The sequence below is a fragment of the Pseudomonas sp. SWRI99 genome, assembly GCF_014270125.1.
Taxonomy (GTDB): domain Bacteria; phylum Pseudomonadota; class Gammaproteobacteria; order Pseudomonadales; family Pseudomonadaceae; genus Aquipseudomonas; species Aquipseudomonas hamedanensis.
On sequence record NZ_JABWQR010000036.1, the window covers coordinates 48,429 to 65,696 of the forward strand.

At 60.2% G+C, this 17,268-nt stretch carries 16 protein-coding genes; 2 read left to right on the top strand and 14 right to left on the bottom strand.

The annotated features are described in order from the left end of the window. Positions 1–143: 143 nt before the first annotated feature. Positions 144–386 (top strand): antitoxin of toxin-antitoxin stability system, encoded by a 243-nt coding sequence (locus HU743_RS24035; protein ID WP_186651623.1) that lies wholly within the window; start codon positions 144–146, stop codon positions 384–386. A gap of 11 nt (positions 387–397) precedes the next feature. Here HU743_RS24035 and HU743_RS24040 read toward each other — a convergent pair whose 3' ends face one another. The 14 genes from HU743_RS24040 to HU743_RS24105 form a co-directional block, all read right to left on the bottom strand. After that, positions 398–679 (bottom strand): type II toxin-antitoxin system RelE/ParE family toxin, encoded by a 282-nt coding sequence (locus HU743_RS24040; protein ID WP_186651625.1) that lies wholly within the window; start codon positions 677–679, stop codon positions 398–400. Beyond that, positions 669–914: a type II toxin-antitoxin system Phd/YefM family antitoxin gene (locus HU743_RS24045; protein ID WP_186651628.1), complete on the bottom strand. Its 246-nt coding sequence runs from the start codon at positions 912–914 to the stop codon at positions 669–671. The genes HU743_RS24040 and HU743_RS24045 overlap by 11 nt, the downstream gene beginning before the upstream one ends. 37 nt (positions 915–951) lie before the next feature. Continuing rightward, a complete protein-coding gene (locus tag HU743_RS24050) occupies positions 952–1,191 on the bottom strand; it encodes a DUF2789 domain-containing protein (RefSeq protein ID WP_186651630.1) in 240 nt (79 codons plus the stop codon). A 74-nt stretch (positions 1,192–1,265) separates the two neighbouring features. Further along, entirely contained in the window at positions 1,266–2,846 is a 1,581-nt protein-coding gene (locus HU743_RS24055) for an efflux transporter outer membrane subunit (protein ID WP_186651632.1), read from the bottom strand. After that, positions 2,843–3,913: an HlyD family secretion protein gene (locus HU743_RS24060; RefSeq protein ID WP_186623810.1), complete on the bottom strand. Its 1,071-nt coding sequence runs from the start codon at positions 3,911–3,913 to the stop codon at positions 2,843–2,845. Before HU743_RS24060 ends, HU743_RS24055 begins: the two co-directional genes overlap by 4 nt. 26 nt (positions 3,914–3,939) lie before the next feature. After that, positions 3,940–5,478 carry an MFS transporter gene (locus tag HU743_RS24065; protein ID WP_186651634.1) on the bottom strand — a complete coding sequence of 513 codons (1,539 nt, stop codon included), beginning with the start codon at positions 5,476–5,478 and terminating at the stop codon, positions 3,940–3,942. Between the two features lie 222 nt (positions 5,479–5,700). Next, complete coding sequence (locus HU743_RS24070) at positions 5,701–6,618, bottom strand: LysR family transcriptional regulator (protein WP_186548686.1); 918 nt, start codon at positions 6,616–6,618, stop codon at positions 5,701–5,703. Positions 6,619–6,690: 72 nt separating this feature from the next. Then, positions 6,691–7,530, bottom strand: a complete 840-nt coding sequence (locus HU743_RS24075; RefSeq protein WP_346656536.1) for a hypothetical protein — start codon at positions 7,528–7,530, stop codon at positions 6,691–6,693. Between the two features lie 109 nt (positions 7,531–7,639). Continuing rightward, positions 7,640–8,506 carry an ABC transporter permease gene (locus HU743_RS24080; protein WP_186651636.1) on the bottom strand — a complete coding sequence of 289 codons (867 nt, stop codon included), beginning with the start codon at positions 8,504–8,506 and terminating at the stop codon, positions 7,640–7,642. A 20-nt stretch (positions 8,507–8,526) separates the two neighbouring features. Further along, a complete protein-coding gene (locus HU743_RS24085) occupies positions 8,527–9,387 on the bottom strand; it encodes an ABC transporter ATP-binding protein (RefSeq protein WP_186632243.1) in 861 nt (286 codons plus the stop codon). 21 nt (positions 9,388–9,408) lie between these two features. After that, positions 9,409–10,305 (bottom strand): TauD/TfdA family dioxygenase, encoded by an 897-nt coding sequence (locus HU743_RS24090; protein WP_186651638.1) that lies wholly within the window; start codon positions 10,303–10,305, stop codon positions 9,409–9,411. 357 nt (positions 10,306–10,662) lie between these two features. Beyond that, the gene (locus HU743_RS24095; RefSeq protein WP_186651640.1) at positions 10,663–12,030 is read right to left on the bottom strand and encodes an HlyD family type I secretion periplasmic adaptor subunit; all 1,368 of its coding nucleotides are present in this window, start codon (positions 12,028–12,030) and stop codon (positions 10,663–10,665) included. Then, positions 12,020–14,176 carry a type I secretion system permease/ATPase gene (locus HU743_RS24100; RefSeq protein WP_186651642.1) on the bottom strand — a complete coding sequence of 719 codons (2,157 nt, stop codon included), beginning with the start codon at positions 14,174–14,176 and terminating at the stop codon, positions 12,020–12,022. The genes HU743_RS24095 and HU743_RS24100 overlap by 11 nt, the downstream gene beginning before the upstream one ends. A gap of 33 nt (positions 14,177–14,209) precedes the next feature. Beyond that, positions 14,210–15,562 carry a TolC family outer membrane protein gene (locus HU743_RS24105; protein WP_186651644.1) on the bottom strand — a complete coding sequence of 451 codons (1,353 nt, stop codon included), beginning with the start codon at positions 15,560–15,562 and terminating at the stop codon, positions 14,210–14,212. 360 nt (positions 15,563–15,922) lie between these two features. Here HU743_RS24105 and HU743_RS24110 point away from each other — a divergent pair. After that, positions 15,923–17,268: retention module-containing protein (locus HU743_RS24110; protein WP_186651645.1), on the top strand; the 1,346-nt coding region annotated here is incomplete at its 3' end.

The following is a 17,268-nucleotide window of genomic DNA, read 5'->3' on the forward strand; positions in this document are numbered from 1 at the left end:
GTTTGCTAACTATCAATATCGCATTGGAGGGGAATTTCAGTCAAGTTTTGAAACAATTCTCACCACTTGTCGCCCGGCTGTTCTAAAGACTTTCTAGCAGATACTAGGAAAAGCAATCGCCCTCACTTTATCTGGAGCGGGAAATGTCAAAGCAGGCGGTTTTTACACCGAAGCGGGATTTAGAGTTCAGAGAAGAGAACATGGTAGAACTGAACGCGGCAGACTGGCCGGTTTCACTGATCATGCCAGCGGCGCACGAATACGAGGCCTTCCTGCAACGCAAAGTCGAAATCGCTCGGGAATTCGTACGCGCTGGCGACGGCTTGACCAGTGATGGTGTGGAATCAGCGTTTGCTGCCAAACGCAGACTTGCTAAAACAGCGTGAGCTGGCCTCGCCTAACGCTTCTTGGCTGCTTCGTAAACGCCGCTGCGCTCACGCTTGCCAACCGCTAGCACGGAAACCACGACGCGTTCATCGATGACCTGATACACCAACCGATACCCTGAGGCTTTAAGTTTGATTTTGTAGCAGTCCGGCATGCCGTGGAGAGCGTCAGCCGGGATTCTGGGAAGCTTCAGCCTCTCACCCAGCTTCTTTTTGAACTGCTCCCGCACCGTATGACCCAGCTTGTCCCACTCCTTGTGCGCAGACGGCAGAAACTCAAGCTTATAAGTCATCCAGGCTTACCGAAATGGGCGTTTCGTGAAGGCGCGAACGAACAATGTCAGCCAGCTCGAGATCATCAAGCCGCTCCATCATTGCTTCGTAAACTTCGGCCGGCACCATATAGCCCATGACGCGATTGTGGTTGAGGACAGCGACGGCACCACCGTGCGCACCGTTCAACACAGCAGTAGGATTTTTCTTTAGTTCAGAAACACTGACAGCCATATCGGCGAGAACGTTTTGCATAATAATGACCTCAAATTAGGACGTGATTTTGGTCTAATTATGCCCTCCTGTGCAACATCACATTCAATTGATCCACTACCACTGCCCAATCCGCATCCTCAAGAATCTCCTCGCGCAAAAATTTCGCCTGTCTTTCCGACCAGAAAAAAGCGTCAGCCAAGTGCAATTCCGGCTTGAGCGGGGAATGGCTGGCGATGAACTGGTCGATGCTGATCGGGTCGTCAGGGAGGCCGAGCTGTTTGAACAGGGCCGGGAGGCTGTGCTGCGGATTTTCCATGATCAACTCCTCTGGAATCGGGCCGGCGTTACGCCGTTTGCTGCAGTGGAGTTGATCATAGCTTCGCTGCGGGTTCAGGGTTTGGCGACGTCCGGCGAGCCTGCGGCCAGTTGCGCTGCTGGATAGACCGACTGCCATCCGCCGCCCAGCGCCTTATACAAACCGACCATCGCCAGGGAAACGCCGGTTGAGCTTTCCACCCATTGTTCCTGCGTGGCGAGCAAGGCGCTCTGCACGGTTAGGACGTTGACGAAATCGACCACGCCTTCGACGTATTGCTGTTGCGCGGTGCGCAGGGCGATCTGGTTCTGGCGCACGGCTTCGGCGAGGCTGTCGCGACGGCGCTGACTGGCGTTGTAGGCGGTCAACTGGTCGTCGATTTCATGCCAGGCGCGCAGCACGGTTTGCTGGTAGGCGATGGCCGCTTCCTGTTGCTGGGCTTCACGCAGTTGCAGCATGCCGCGCAGGCGTCCGCCGTCGAACAACGGCAGGCTGAGCTGCGGACCGATGGCAAAGGCGCGCGAGCCCCAGGAACCGAAGTCGCTGAGCTGCATCGCCTGCGAACCGAGGTTGCCGGACAGGGTGATGCGCGGATAAAAATCACCCTTGGCTACGCCGATGTTGGCGGTGGCGGCGTGCAGGCGCGCTTCGGCCTGGCGGATATCCGGGCGCCGCTCGGCCAGTTGCGAAGGCAGGCCGATAGCGACTTCCAGCGGCGACTGCGGCACCGCCGCGTCTGTGGATAACTCTTTCGCCAAGGCCTGCGGTGGTTCACCCATCAACAGACTGATCGCGTTGATCAGTTGCGCCTGACGCTGCTCAAGTGCCGGCAGGCGTGCCTCAATGGCAGCGACTTGCGCGGCAGCTTCGGCGACGTCGAGATCGGTCGCCACGCCATCGGCCAGACGCAACTGCGAGAGTTTCATGCTGTGCCGGGCAACGTCGAGGTTCTGCTCGGTGACGGCGCGAGTGTTCTGTACGCCGCGCAACTGGATGTAGTTTTGCGCGGTGTCGGCGAGCACCGTGAGCAACACACCGCGACGATCGTTTTCCGCCACTTCGAGATTGGCGTCGGCGGCTTCGGTTTCACGGCGCACACGGCCCCAGAAGTCCAGCTCCCAAGAGGCCGAAAAGCCAGCGTCCCACAGGTTGAAAGCGGAATCGCCGTTATGCCCGGACGGATCGTTCAGGCCCTCGCCACTGTTGCGTTTATGCCCGTAGCTGCCGGTGGCGGCGCTGTTTGGGTAACGCTCGGCGGTGATCACTTGGCGTGCAGCGCGGCTTTGTTGCAGGCGGCTGCTGGCCAGTTGCAGGTCGAGGTTGTTGCTCAGTGCGCGTTGGGTGAGCGCGGAAAGCTGCGGATCGTGGAACGTTTCCCACCAGTGTTCGTTCAGCGGTTCGCTGACGGCCTGGCTGGGGGCCGACCGGGCCGGTTTAGCCCAGTCGGCAGGTTGCGTGGCCTCGGGTTTCTGGAAGTCGGGGCCGACGGTGCAGGCGCTGAGGCCGAAAAAGCTCACCACAACAAGAGAATGAAACAGGCCTGTGTGGCGAGGGAGCTTGCTCCCGCTCGAGTGCGCAGCACTCGCGATTTTTGGAGCTACTTCGCAGCCCAGCGGGAGCAAGCTCCCTCGCCACAGGTTTTTGCCCAGGTTCATCGCTGCGTCACCTCGCGCCCGGACGCCGCTGAACTCGCCGTATCAATGCTCGCCTCCACCGACATCCCTACCCGCAAGCGCTCGGCCAGTGGCTGCCCCGGTTCCAGCACGATTTTCACCGGGATGCGCTGCACCACCTTGGTGAAGTTACCGGTGGCGTTGTCCGGTTTCACCGCTGCGAAAGTCACCCCCGTTGCCGGCGCGACGCTCTCGACGCGGCCACTCAAGGCTTCGCCGCCGAGGCTGTCGACACGCACTTGCACGTCCTGCCCCGGCTGCACATCGGTCAATTGGGTTTCCTGAAAATTGGCAACCACATAGGCCTGCTGCAACGGCACCACCGCCAACAGTTTGCTGCCCGGCGTCACATAGGCACCGACACGCACCGCGCGCTCGCCGACCATGCCGTCTTGCGGTGCGGTAATGCGCGTATAGGACAGGTTGAAACTGGCGATTTCCAGCGCCGCCTGCGCGTGTTTCAGATTGCCTTCGGCGGCGTTGCGCTGGGCAGTAAGGATCTCTACCTGCTTGCGCTCGGCCGCCAGTTTCGCCGTTGCCGTGTCGAGGCGTGCCGAGGCCTGATCAATTCGCGTGCGTGCCTGCTGTGCGTTCTGCACCGTACCGGCGCCAACACCGGCGAGGTGGTTGTAGCGGTTCAATTCCTGCTGAGCGAAGGCCATTTCTGCCTTGGCCGAGACCACCGAAGCCTGCGCCTGGGCGATCAGCGATGCCTGCCGTTCCAGGGTCGCGTTGGCGTTCTGCAACTGCGCCCGCGCCACCAGGGTTTGCGCATCCGCCGCTTCGGCTGCCGCACGCAAGTCACGGTCATCGATCAGCGCCAGCAACTGCCCGGCCTTCACTTGCTGGTTATCTTCGACCAGCACCTGCTTGATGAACCCGGCCACGCGCGGCACGACGAGGGTGTAGTCGGCCGAAACAAAGGCGTCATTGGTGGTTTGCTCGGTGCGTTTGCCGAACAGCCCGGGCATTGCCAGGTACACCAGCACGCCGACCGCCAGCGCGGCAGCCACGGCCACCGCGAGTTTTTGTTTGGATTGAGTCGTCATAAAAACCTTCTGTTTCAGTGCAGCAATCAGGTCGGCGCGCGCGGCGGATAAATCCGCGTCGGCAGCCAGAAAATCAGCAGGATCAGCGTCACCGCGACGCCGGCCATGCACACGTAGAGATCGGAAGAAGTCAGCACCACGGCCTGTTCGTGCAGGCGATGGGCAAGGCCCGGATCGCTGTGGTCGGCCAGCGGCGAGTTGCCGAGGCTGTCGACCAGCATCGTCGAATGGAAATGCAGGCGCGCGGTGGTCAGCGCTTCGATCACCCCAGTGGCGACCACCGCAGCGAGGCCTTTCACAGTGTTGAACCACGCCGACGCGAAGGGGCCATCCAGCGGCGTGATGCTGCCGGTCGACAGCATCAGCAGCGGTAACACCGCCATCGGCTGACCGAAAATCTGCAGCCACTGCAGCACGTAAAAATCGTCACGGATCCACGCCGACGTCAGGTGCGAACCGCCCAGACAGGACAGCGCCAGCATGCTCAACCCGATCCCGAGCACCCAGCGGCAATCGACCCAGCGCAAGTTACACAGCGCCGCCACCAGCGGCAGCGCAAGCAATTGCGGCAACGCAGCGATGAGCATGATCGGCGCGGTTTGCGCCGGGCGATAACCTTGCACCTGAGCCAGATAACTCGATGGAATCAGCACCACCGCCAGCAGCACGACCAGCACCCCGGCCAAGGTGATCAGCGCGAACGACAGATTGCGAATGCCGAGCATCTGCAATTTGAAAAACGGAATCGGCTGCGACCATTCATTGATCATGAAAGCCACCAGCAGCAGCGAACCGGCGCCGAGCAGTCCGCAGATCAGGTTCGATTCGAACCAGTCCAGCCGATTGCCTTGTAACAGGCCAATCACCAGCATGCAGATCGCTGGAAAGCCCAGCAGCAGGCCTTTCCAGTTGAACGACTTCAGCCGCTCCAGCCGCAGCGGATCCTGCGGCAAGCCGTAGGCGACGGCGACCATAGCGGTCAGGCACGGCACGATGATCTGCCAGAAGGTCCATTGCCAGCCGACATACTCGGTCCACAGACCGGCCAGCGGCGTGCCGAGGCCAGGGCCGAACGTTGCGGTCAGTGCGTAGCCGGCCAGTCCGTACAGTTTGATGTTTGCCGGCAAAAAGCGCAGCGCGACGGTCATTAGCATCGGCGGCAACGCACCGCCGGCCAGACCTTGGAGGATGCGCATCAACAGCAGACTTTCGTAATTCGGGGCGAACGGACACAGGACGCCGAGCGCGGTAAACAGGCCGATTGCGCAGAGGGTGAAGCGACGGAGCGAGAAGGTCACCGAACACCACGGCGCAAAGGCCATGGCCGCGACCGATGTGGCGGTGTAGCTCGCGACCAGCCAGGTCCCTTCGTCGTAGCCGATGTGTAGCGCGCCACGTATATCGGCCAGCGCGACTTTGGTGACCATCTCGTTGAGGCCCGAGACCAGCACGGCCAACAGCACGCCGACCAGACCGATGATGATCCGCGCCCCGAACACCGGGGGCGTGGTCGCCGTCGCCGGGCTGGCCGCGGCGAGGGGTGCCGTGACCGTCAGGGATGTCATGAATGAAAACTCCGGGGGGTGAAATACCGGAGCATTTTAGTGGGGCTTAGTGCTGACGAAAATTGACTTATTGGCAGGTTATAAGTGCATCAGACACAACAGTTATCCCCTGTAGGAGTGAGCTTGCTCGCGATAGCGGTGCATCAGTCGATATGTTTAGAGGCTGACACAACGCTATCGCGAGCAAGCTCACTCCTACAGGGGATTTGTGTGAAATTCGGATCAGGGTTGTGCCGCCAGCCATGTCTCATCGCAGCAGGCCTTGAGCGTTTCGCGCAGCCAGCGGTGGGCCGGGTCCTTGTCGAAACGCGGGTGCCAGGCCTGGGTCAGCATCAGCATCGGCAGCGGGATCGGCAGGTCGAATGAGCGCAGCTTCAGACCCAGCCGTCGTACGCTGAGCAGCGCCTCCTTGGGCACCGGCAGGATCAGGTCGGAGTCCGGCAAGGCGAACATCGCCGCATGAAAACTCGGCGCAATCACTGCCACCCGCCGCTCCAGCCCCAAAGCATTCAATGCCGTATCAATAGGTCCGCGGGCGATACCCCGGCGCGACATGCTGATATGCGAGAACCCGGCGTAGCGCTCAGCGGTGATTTCGCCGTCGAGCAACGGGTGATCTTCGCGCACAAGCCCGACGAAGTGAGTGGAGAACAGATTCTGGATTTTCACTTCCGGCGTGACGGGACGGGTATTGCTCACGCTCAGGTCGATCCGTCCTTCGCGCAGTGCCTCGTCGTCGCCATCGCCTTCGGGGACGAAGCGCAGCTCGCAGTGCGGTGCCAGTTGATCAAGGGTGTCGAACAACTTGCCGCCGTAGACACCGATGAAAAAGTCGTTGGCGCGAATGCTGAAACGCCGCCGCAACGTCCCCAGCTCCACGCTGTCGGCCGAACGAAACAGCAGCGCCGCCTGCTCGACCACGTCGCGCACTTGTTCGCGCAATTCCAAAGCTTTGGGAGTCGGCACCAGACCGCGTCCGGCGCGTACCAGGATCGGATCGCCGATGGCTTCGCGGATGCGCGTCAGCGTGCGGCTCATCGCCGCCGGGCTGAGGTTCATCCGCCGCGCCGCACCGACCACACTGCCCTCGTCGAGCAAGGCATCGAGGGCGACCAGAAGGTTCATGTCCGGGAGTTGCATGCAAAGCACTCATTGCTGATCAGGATTGATCTTAGCGTAATGCTAGCAAAGCCACGTTTACGAAGATCAACGCTAGGGCTTTATCTCAAAGTGTATTTCGTCGATACGATCAGCAACGGGATCAGGCGAATCCGTGGTAATTGGCAGGCAATCACGAAGTTCCAGGCTTTTTTTGTCAGGCAGCGTGACGGTCTGAAGGAGCACAGGAGGTCGCTTGCCAAAGAAAAGAATGGTCTCCGGAATAATGGGCGCTACCGAGATGCGGCGCTGCTCAGGTCCGACAAAAAGCACTTGGAATTTTTCGGGGTCAATGCCGGCACAATTGAACTTGGAACTGAAATCCGTCATGTGCGCAACCCTATACAAAATTTGTTCGCGCCGGGCTGCATCCGAAAACCATTGGTTAACCAAAAACGCAATTATGCATGTCATCAAGCAAATCACTCCAGCCCCGATAGCTCCCTCCGGCTCACTGCCCCGCCAGGCACCGATGCAATAGACAGCGCTTATAAATGCGCCTATAACCAGCGGCCAAAACAAAAAGTACACAAGATGAAAGGCTATACCGGCTGACAGTGTCATTGGCAGCGCCGATGCATCGAATGCAAAGATGCTGTTTATGTCACTTAACGCGTTTCTTCTGGCGAAGAAGGTTGCAACTCCAATCAAAATTATCCAAAAAACAGCAGCGGAAGCGTAATTGACTAGAGGTCGCAGAATTCTTTGTTCAATCAGCAAAGCAATAGCAAAAAGCGCTGCTCCCATAGAAAGGCACATCACAGACAAAAACAACTCTGGTGTTAGCCCGTCACTGTTGGCGATCATAATTGCGACTATGAGAAGTGCCACCGATAGTGCTAGAACCCAGCCCACAACGCCTTGTTGCGGCTCTTTACTTTTGGATCGACCCACTGACAAGCCCCTGTGAATTGTTGTCGCTGATGCCGATTTAACGGCCACAAGGGATCAAACTTTACGGCCTGAAAAGACATCGCGAGACATTTCCCGCCAGTGATTCGGCTTAGCACTGCATACCCCACCGCTTCACCGTCACCCGCTCAAGGGTGGCAAACACCAGATTCTCCACCAGCAAACCAATCAGAATCACCACCGCCAACCCGGCAAACACCTTGTCGGTGTACAGCTCATTGCGATTCTGGAAGATGTACCAGCCCAACCCACCCTTGCCACTGGTCGCGCCAAACACCAATTCGGCGGCAATCAACGTGCGCCAGGCAAACGCCCAGCCAATCTTCAGCCCCGCGAGAATCGATGGCAGCGCCGCCGGGATCAGGACGAACAGCACCAGCCGCAGCCCCTTGAGTCCGTAGTTGCGCCCGGCCATGCGCAGGGTTTCGGAGACGCCGAGAAAACCGGCATAAGTATTGAGCGCCAGCGCCCACAACACCGAATGCACCAGCACGAAAATCAGGCTGTTCTGCCCCAGACCAAACCACAGCAGGGCCAGCGGCAACAGGGCAATCGCCGGCAACGGATTGAACATCGAGGTCATCGTGCTCAACAGATCGCGTCCCAACTGCGTCGACACTGCCAGGGTGGTCAAGGCAAACGCCAGAACAATGCCGATCAAGTACCCCTTGATCAGCACCACCAGCGATATCCACACCTTGGCCAACAGCTCGCCACTGAGCAGGCCGTCGAACAAGGCGTGGGCGGTTTGCAGAAAGCTCGGCAGCATCAGATCGTTGTTCTGAATCCGCGCGACCACTTCCCAGACGATCGCCAATACGATCAGGATCAGGCTTTTGCGCAGCCAGCCCTGTTGCCACAACCGCGTGCCGAGCGGTAATTCGCGCTCGACCGGCACTGCGGTCAGCGGCTCGAGCACGGTTTCGAATTCTTCACGCACGGAGGGTGAATGGCTCATCGGGTAATCCTCTCGGCCGCTCAATAGGCGATGCGAATATCGTTGAAGTCATGGTCACGCTCGGTCTCCGGCGACTGACCTTCATCGAACAGCAGACGATGAATTCTGCGCGCCGATTCCTGAAACGCCACGCCGCCGAGGCTGTGCAGATCGTATTGATGGCTGTGCACTTCGGCGCGCACCCGGCCCGGATGCGGCGACAGCAGAAGAATGCGATTGCCCACCACCAGCGCTTCTTCAATCGAATGGGTGACGAAGAGCAACGTGAAGCGCACTTCCTCCCAAAGCAGCAGCAACTCCTCCTGCATCTTGCGTCGCGTCAGCGCGTCGAGGGCGGCGAAGGGTTCGTCCATCAACAGAATTTTCGGCTGCATCGCCAGCGCCCGAGCGATCGCCACCCGCGCTTTCATGCCGCCGGACAAGGTGTGCGGGTAGGCGTCGGCGAACGCCGCCAGGCCGACCTTTTCCAGATAGTGCAGCGCACGGTGTTCCGCGTCTTTTTTGTTCAAGGTGCGCGAGGCGAGCAGCGGAAACATCACGTTCTGCTTCACGGTTTTCCACGGTGGCAATTGATCGAATTCCTGGAACACCACGATCCGGTCCGGCCCGGGCGCATCGACGCGCTGGCCTTGCAGGCGGATTTCGCCTTCGCAGGGCTGGATGAACCCGGCGACCGCTTTGAGCAATGTGGATTTCCCGCAACCGGACGGGCCGAGCAACACATAGCGGTCGGCCGGATCGATTTCAAAACTGACCTGGTGGGTGGCGCGCACCACGCGTTGCGGCGTGCGGTATTCGAGGCTGACGCGATCGACCGCCAGCAACGCGTCGCTGCGGGCAATCGGGTTGCTGGCCGCGTGGCCTGGCAAGGGAGCGTTCATGGTTCAACAATCTCCGGCAAATCAGAAAGGCGCATCGCCCTGGATGGTCGTGCGATACAGCTTGCGGCGCAGGTGCGCCGGGCAGCCGGCGGCCAGGTGGATCAGCGAACGGTTGTCCCAGAACACCAGATCATGCGGCTGCCACTGATGGCGGTAGATGTTTTGCGGCAGCACGCTGTGGGCGTACAGCTCGGCCAGCAATTGACGGCTCTCGTCGTCCGGCAGGCCGACGATGCGCGTGGTGAAGCCTTCGCTGACGAACAAGGCCTTGCGGCCGTTTTCCGGATGGGTGCGCACCACCGGGTGCACGACTTCGGCGACCTGCGCCAGTTGCTCCGGCGTCAGGGTCGGCCGCCAGTTACCTTCGAATTTGGTTTCGCTGTAGCGCGCGGTATAGGAATGCGCGGCGAAGCGTCCATCGACCGCATTGCGCAAGGCTGATGGCAGGTCGTCCCAGGCTTTGTGCATGTCGGCAAACAGCGTGTCGCCGCCCTCGGCGGGCAGCTCCTGCGCGTGCAGCATCGAGCCAAGGCTCGGCAGTTCTTTGTAAGAAAGATCGGAATGCCAGAACTTGCCGGCGTCACCGAGACCGACGTTCTGGCCGTTTTCGATGATATTGGAAACGATGAGGATTTCCGGGTGATCCGCCAGCAGGAATTGCTTGAGCACGTGGATCTGCAACACACCGAAGCGGCGGCTGAAGTCGATTTGCTGTTGTGGGGTGATCTGCTGATCGCGGAAAACCACGACATGGTGATCCAGGTGCGCGCGGTGAATGCGCGCAAAATCCTGATCGTTGACTGGCCGGCTCAGGTCCAGACCAACAATTTCGGCGCCAACGGCACCGCAGAATGGACGAATTTCAAAGCTTTGTGGCGCGGCGGTCGCGGCGCTCGGGGTGGCAGTAGCTGCGGACATCAATCATCTCCCACGCACGGCGCGCTCACGGGCGCGCACGTCGATCAGACACTCACGCTCGATTGCGTGTCGGTTCAGGTCGTGCGGCGCGCCGATTGGTCGGCAGGTACGCAGGTGGGTGACTTTATCGCTATAAGAATGGGAAATTAAATACCGTTAATGAATAACGATATGGCGAATGGTGAGGAGGTGGACTGACGATTTGTGTCACTTACCGACAGATGTGTAATGCCTGGAAAAGCCATCGCGGGCAAGCCCGCTCCCACAGGGTCACCAGTTGGACCTCATATATGTGTCCAACACAAAACCTGTGGGAGCTGGCTTGCCAGCGATGAGGCCGGTGGGCCCTATGAAAATCTACCGTTCGTGCAACGCCTCGGCCCGCGCCCGAATGATCGGCTTGAGCAAATAGCTCAACACCGATTTCTTGCCGGTAATGATGTCCACCGAAGCGACCATCCCTGGAATGATCAGCAAGGGCTTCTCATCCGTGCCCAAATGGCTGCGCTCAGTGCGCACCTTGATCACGTAGTAAGTGGTTTTCTTGTCTTCGTCAGTGATGGTGTCGGCGCCGATTTGCTCCAGCTGTGCCTTTAGCCCGCCATAGATCGTGTAGTCGTACGCGGTGAATTTGACGATCGCTTCCTGCCCCGGATGCAGGAAGGCGATGTCCTGCGGGCGGATCTTGGCTTCGACCAGCAAGGTGTCGTCCAGCGGCACGATTTCGACCATGTCGCTGCCTGGCTGGATCACGCCGCCGATGGTGTTGACCAGCAATTTATTGACGATGCCGCGCACTGGTGAGGTGACCAGCGTACGGCTGACGCGGTCTTCCAGCGCCTTGCCGGTGGCTTGAGCCTTGTTCAGATCGGTGCGCGCTTCGTTGAGCTGAGTCAGCGCTTCGCTACGGAATTTGCCCCGGGTTTCGTCGATTTTGCGCTGCACTTCCTTGATCGCCGATTCGGCGCGCGGGATCGCCAAGGTTGTGGCATCGAGCTGACCCCGGGTTTCCACTTCGGCACGCTTGAGGCGCAACACTTCCACCGGAGACACCGCGCCCTGCGCCACCAGCGGCTCGGACATGTTGATTTCCTGACGCTGCAAGCCGAGCTGCTGACGGTATTGCGCCTGCTTGGAGCTGAATTCGCGCAGCTCTTGCTGACGCTGGATCAACTGCTCCTGCAGGCCGCCGATCTCGTCATGCAATTGCTGGCGACGGCTGACGTACAGCGACTCTTCGCTTTTCGCCTGACCCGGCACGGCCTTGAGCACGTCTTCGGGGAAGTTCAGTGGGCGATCGTCGACTTCGGCGCTCAGACGCTCGACCCGCAGCAGCATCGACAGGCGATCGGCCTCGGTTTCGCCGACGTTGGAGGCAAACCGCGTGTCGTCGAGACGAATCAACGGCGCGCCGGCCTCGACGATCTGGCCTTCCTTGACGAACAGTTCGGAGACAATCCCGCCCTCAAGGTTCTGGATTTTCTGAATCTTCGACGACGGAACCGCCTTGCCGTCGCCCTTGGTCACTTCATCGATCACGGCGAAGTTGGCCCAGAGCATGAGAAACACAAAGAAGCCGATGATCGCCCAGATGGTCAGACGCACGACGCGCGGCGCGTCTTCGATCAGCGCCTTGTTGACCTCCGGCAGCGGCTGGCCCTGCAGCGAGGCAGAACCCTTGAAGTAACGACGGATCGACTCCTTGACACCGGACTTAAGCAACACTGATCTGCCCCTTCTTCAACGCTTCCATCACCGCGGCTTTCGGGCCGTCGGCGAGAATCTGTCCGCGATCGATCACCAGCAGACGATCGACCAGCGACAACAGCGAGGCCCGGTGAGTGACCAGCACCACGGTCTTGTTTTCAATCACCGCCGCTAGGCGTTGCTTGAGGCGCTCTTCGCCGGTGTTGTCCATCGCACTGGTCGGCTCGTCCATCAGCAGAATCGGTGGATTGAGCAGCAGCGCCCGCGCCAGCGCAACGTTCTGCCGTTGGCCGCCGGAGAGGTTCTGCCCACGCTCGCCAACTTGCAGCTCGTAACCTTGCGGGTGCAGGCGGGCGAATTCGTGGACGCCGGCCAGCTCGGCAGCTTGCAGGACCAATTCGTCTTCTACATAACGTGCGCCGGAAACCAGGTTGTCACGCAACGTGCCGGACAGCAGTTGAATGTCCTGTGGCACGTAGCCGATGTTGTAGCGCAGTTCGCTGACGTCGATCTGACGGATGTCCACGCCATCGACCAGCAACGCGCCGTCGTCCGGCTGATACAGACCGACCAGCAGTTTGGCCAGAGAGCTTTTGCCTGAGCCGCTGCGGCCGATGATGCCGATTTTCTCGCCGGGACGAATCACCAGGTTGATGTTTTTCAGCGCCGGGTTCTGCTGGTCCGGATAGGTGAAATTGAGCTGGCGGCACTCGATCGCGCCTTGCAGCACCTTGCGGCTCAACGGGCGCTCCTCGAAATTGCGCTCCTGTGGCAGCTCCATCATCTGGTCGACCGAGGTCATGGTCACCCGTGCCTGTTGATAGCGAGTGAGCAGACCGGACAGCGAGGCCAGCGGGCTCAGGGCGCGGCCACTGAGCATGTAGCAGGCGATCAGCCCGCCCATGCTCAGGTTGCCGGCGATGATCTGGTACACGCCGAAGACGATCATGATCACCCCGGCCAGTTGCTGGATCAGCAGGGTAATGTTCATCGCCAGACCGGAGAGCATTTTCACCCGCAGCTCGAGACGACTGAGGGTGCCGATGGTTTGCTCCCACTGATATTGGCGCTCGCTTTCGGCGTTGTTGACCTTGACCGCGTCGAGGCCGGCAAGGGTTTCGATCAGGCTTGACTGACGCTCGGCGCCGAGGGCCATGGTGCGTTCCATGGTTGCCACCAGCGGCTTCTGCAAGGCGTAGCCGATCAGCAACGCAATCGGGAACGCCAGCACCGGAATCCACACCAGGTGCCCGCCGAGAATCGCGATGACGATGAAAATGAGAATGGTGAACGGCAGGTCGATCAGGCTGGTCAGGGTCAGCGAGGCGAGGAAGTCGCGCAGGCTCTGAAATTCATGAATGTTCTGCGCAAAACTGCCGACCCGCGCCGGGCGGTACTTCATCGCCATGCCGACGATGCGCTCGAACAGCGTGGCGGAGATGATCAAATCGGTTTTCTTGCCCGCCAGATCCAGACACAGGCTGCGCAGGCTCTTGAGGATCAGGTCGAAGATGTAGGCGCCAGTGATGCCCAGCGCCAATACCCACAGGGTCGCCTCAGCCTGGTTCGGCACCACGCGGTCATAGACGTTCATCACGAACAGCGGCGCGGCCATGGCGATGATGTTGATCAGGAAACTGGCGGCGATCGCATCGGCGTACAGCCAGCGCGAACGCTTGAGGGTGTCGCGAAACCACGAGCGCGCGCGCGGAATCAACGTGCCGTGGTTGACGTCGAATTTATGCTGCGGCTGGGCGAAGAACACTTTGCCGATGTAATCGTCAGTCAGCAGTTCGCGGCTGGCCACCGATTCGCCGCCATCGCTTTCACTGAGCAGCACCCGCGCTTCGTTTTCGCCCTGCCAGCCGAGCAGGACGGCGCTACGGCCATCCTTGAGCAGCAACAGCGCGGGCATGGCAATCGCCGGAATTTCTTCGAGCTTGCGCTGCAACACCCGACCTTGCAGGCCGGCGCGAGCCGCCGCACGCGGCAGCAACTCGACGCTCAGGCGCTGTTTGGGCAGCGGCAGGCCGGTGGTCAGCATCGCCGCGCTGGCGGGTTTCTGGTGGAGCATGCAAAGGGCGAGCAGACCGTCCAGTAACGGATCGTCGTGCAACGCGCGCGGATCATGACTGAGATGAACTCGACTGACTTCTGATTCCACGCTCGACACTCTTTGACAGTTGAAAGGGATAACTCAATTCATCCCAGGCAGCTGGACCTTGGGCTTCACGTCGTTCTGCACAACGGATGCCAACGGCGCGACCACTCCCTGGCTTCTGAGCAACTCGCCCATGGTCGCCTTGATTCGGTACTGAGTAAATAACTGAATGTTCTTGATTTCCGCCAGGCGCCGCGAGGCGGTGAACAGCTCGTTTTCGCTGTCGAGCAAGTCGAGCAGGGTCCGCTCACCGAGGCTGAATTGACGCTGGTACGCGGTGCGCACCGAGGTGCTGTGATCGACGTATTGCTGGGCGATCGGCACTTGCGCGTTGGCGTTGTTCAAGGCGTTCCAGGCCAGGCCCAGCTCTTCGTTCAACTGCCGCAGGGCGTTGTTGCGGATGTCCAGCGCCTGGTTGGCCAGGTACGACTTGGATTCCAGGTCGGCCTTGTTGCTGCCGCCCGAATAGAGGTTGAAGCGCATGCGCAGCATGGCCTGCCATTCGTTATTGTGGCCGTTCTGGCCGTCGAGATCGTTGTCGGCGGTGCGCCCCAGTTCGGCATCGAAACGTGGGTAGAAGGTCGACTTGGCGGTGGCGTACTGTTTTTCGGCCGCGGCGATATCCGACTCTGCCGAACGCAGGATCGGGCTGTTTTCCAGCATCTGCGCGCGGGCTTCGTTGAGGTTGGCCGGCATCATCGCCATGAACGGCGCCGGGCGTTCCAGCTGATCGGGCATCTGGCCGACGGCGCTGAGGAAGTTGGTTTCGGCATCGGCGAGGTTGGTCTGCTCGGTGATCAGGTTGTTGCGGGCCTGGGCCATCCGCGCTTCAGCCTGGTCAAGGTCGGCACCGCTACCGACGCCGCGCTGGGTGCGCAACTGGATCTGGTCGTAGATGCGCTGGTGGCTCTTGAGGTTTTCCTCGGCCAGTCGTACGAATTCGCGGCGGGTCAGCACGTCCAGATACACCTGGGCGACGGTCAGCGCGGTGCGCTCGGAGGTGCCGAGCAAGGAATAGGCACGGGAGCTGACGTTGGCTTGTTGACGCGCGACCTCGTTGGACGTCGCAAAACCGTCAAAAACCATTTGCGAGAAACGTAAACTTGACTCGCTGCGGTTCAACGTCTCCCAGTGATTGCCGCCACCGTTGGCCCGAGTGGTCACGCTGTCGGTGCCCTCACGGCCATAACCGCCCAGCAGATCGACCTTGGGCAGGTATCCCCCCTTCGCCGCCTTTAACTGATAATCCGCCGCCAATCGACTGTTGACCCCCGCCTGAACCTCCGGATGGACATCCAAAGCCTGTTGCATGGCTTCTGGTAAGGATTGTGCTTGTACAAAAGAGGCGGCGAGAGCGAAGGGAGCGGCGAGGAGCAAAAGCGAACGCATGGTTGGAATTTCCCGGAACTTCTTGTCTTGAATCACAGCAGAACGTGGCGCTGCGTCGGATGATGGCAACCCGGAATGACCGTATGTCGGAAAGTTCAAAACAGGAACTGGATCACACGCTGAAGGACAGGTCGCCGCGGAAATATCAATGTGACATTACTGGGACGATTGTTTAGGATGGCTCCCAGAAGGTCAATAGTTTGGCATAAAGTTAATCGCGAAAAACTATAGCCAAAATATTGACGAAACAAAGCGTCAACTTGTTATCGAATTTTTTAAAAGTACGTCCAGACTGAAGTGGCGCGATGGCCCGTCAGGTCCATGGAAGTCAACTGAATGTGACACCCCGGAGAGTCTTCAATGAGCAGTGTTGTTGCCGTCGTCAAAAGCATTGTCGGTCAGGTTTTCGTGGTGTCCCCAGAGGGCGTGCGTCGGGTACTCGTTGAAGGCGATCGCCTGTATGTCGGCGACCAGATCGATACCGGTCTGTCTGGCGCCGTGTCGCTGGAACTGGCCGATGGCCGCACTCTGGATCTGGGCCGCGACACCCAGTGGAGCGCCAGCTCGCCAGATTCCAGCACTGACCTGGCCGAAGCCACCGCGCAGGCAGCGCCGTCGGTAGAAGAACTGCAGCAAGCCATCGCCGCCGGTGTCGACCCGACCACCGCCCTTGAGTCCACCGCCGCCGGCCCGAGCGCCGCAGGCACAGGTGGCGCGGCGGGCGGCGGTCACAGCTTCGTGATGCTCGACGCCACCGCTGGCCGTGTCGATCCGACCATTGGCTTCCCGACAGCGGGGATCAATGCTGCCGGGCAGGTCGCGCAGAACACCACGGGCGGCCTGACCACTGACACCACCGCCAATGCACTGCGTGACTCGACTCTGAGCCTCAGCGCCACGCCGACCATCACCGAAGCCGGCGGCGTGCTGGTGTACACCGCAACCCTGACCCAGGCGCCGCTCACCGACCTGACCATCACCTTGTCCAACGGCGCAGTGATCGTCATCCCGGCTGGCTCGACCACCGGCACCGTCAACGTGCCGCTGGCGCCGAACGACACGGTGTACAACGACCCGACCCAGATCGACGTAACCGTCACCGGCACCACCGGCGGCAACGGCATCACGGTGACCCCGCCGACCACTCCGGCGACGACGCAAGTCACCGACACCGTCGACACCACCACCGTCACCCTGACGACCGCCCCGAGCGTCACGGAAGGTGGGCAGATCACCTACACCGCGACCCTGACCGATCCGGCGCAAACTCCGGTTACCGTTACTCTGTCGAATGGCTCGACCATCACCATTGCCGCTGGCGAAACCACTGGCACCGTCAACGTGCCGACTGCGGCCAATGACGTTTACAACAATGGCAGCACCGTCAGCACCACCATCACTGGTGCCACCGGTGGTAATTTCGAAAACCTGGTGCCGAACCCGACGCCTGCGGTCACCACGATTACCGATTCGGTGGATAACACCGGCCTGACGTTGACCGCGACCAACAACATTGTTGAAGGCGGCCAGATCACTTACACCGCGACGCTGACCAACCCGGCGCAAACTCCGGTTACCGTCACTCTGTCCAACGGCTCGACCATCACCATTGCCGCTGGCGAAACCACCGGCACCGTCAACGTGCCGACTGCGGCCAATGACGTTTACAACAATGGCAGCACCGTCAGCACCACCATCACTGGTGC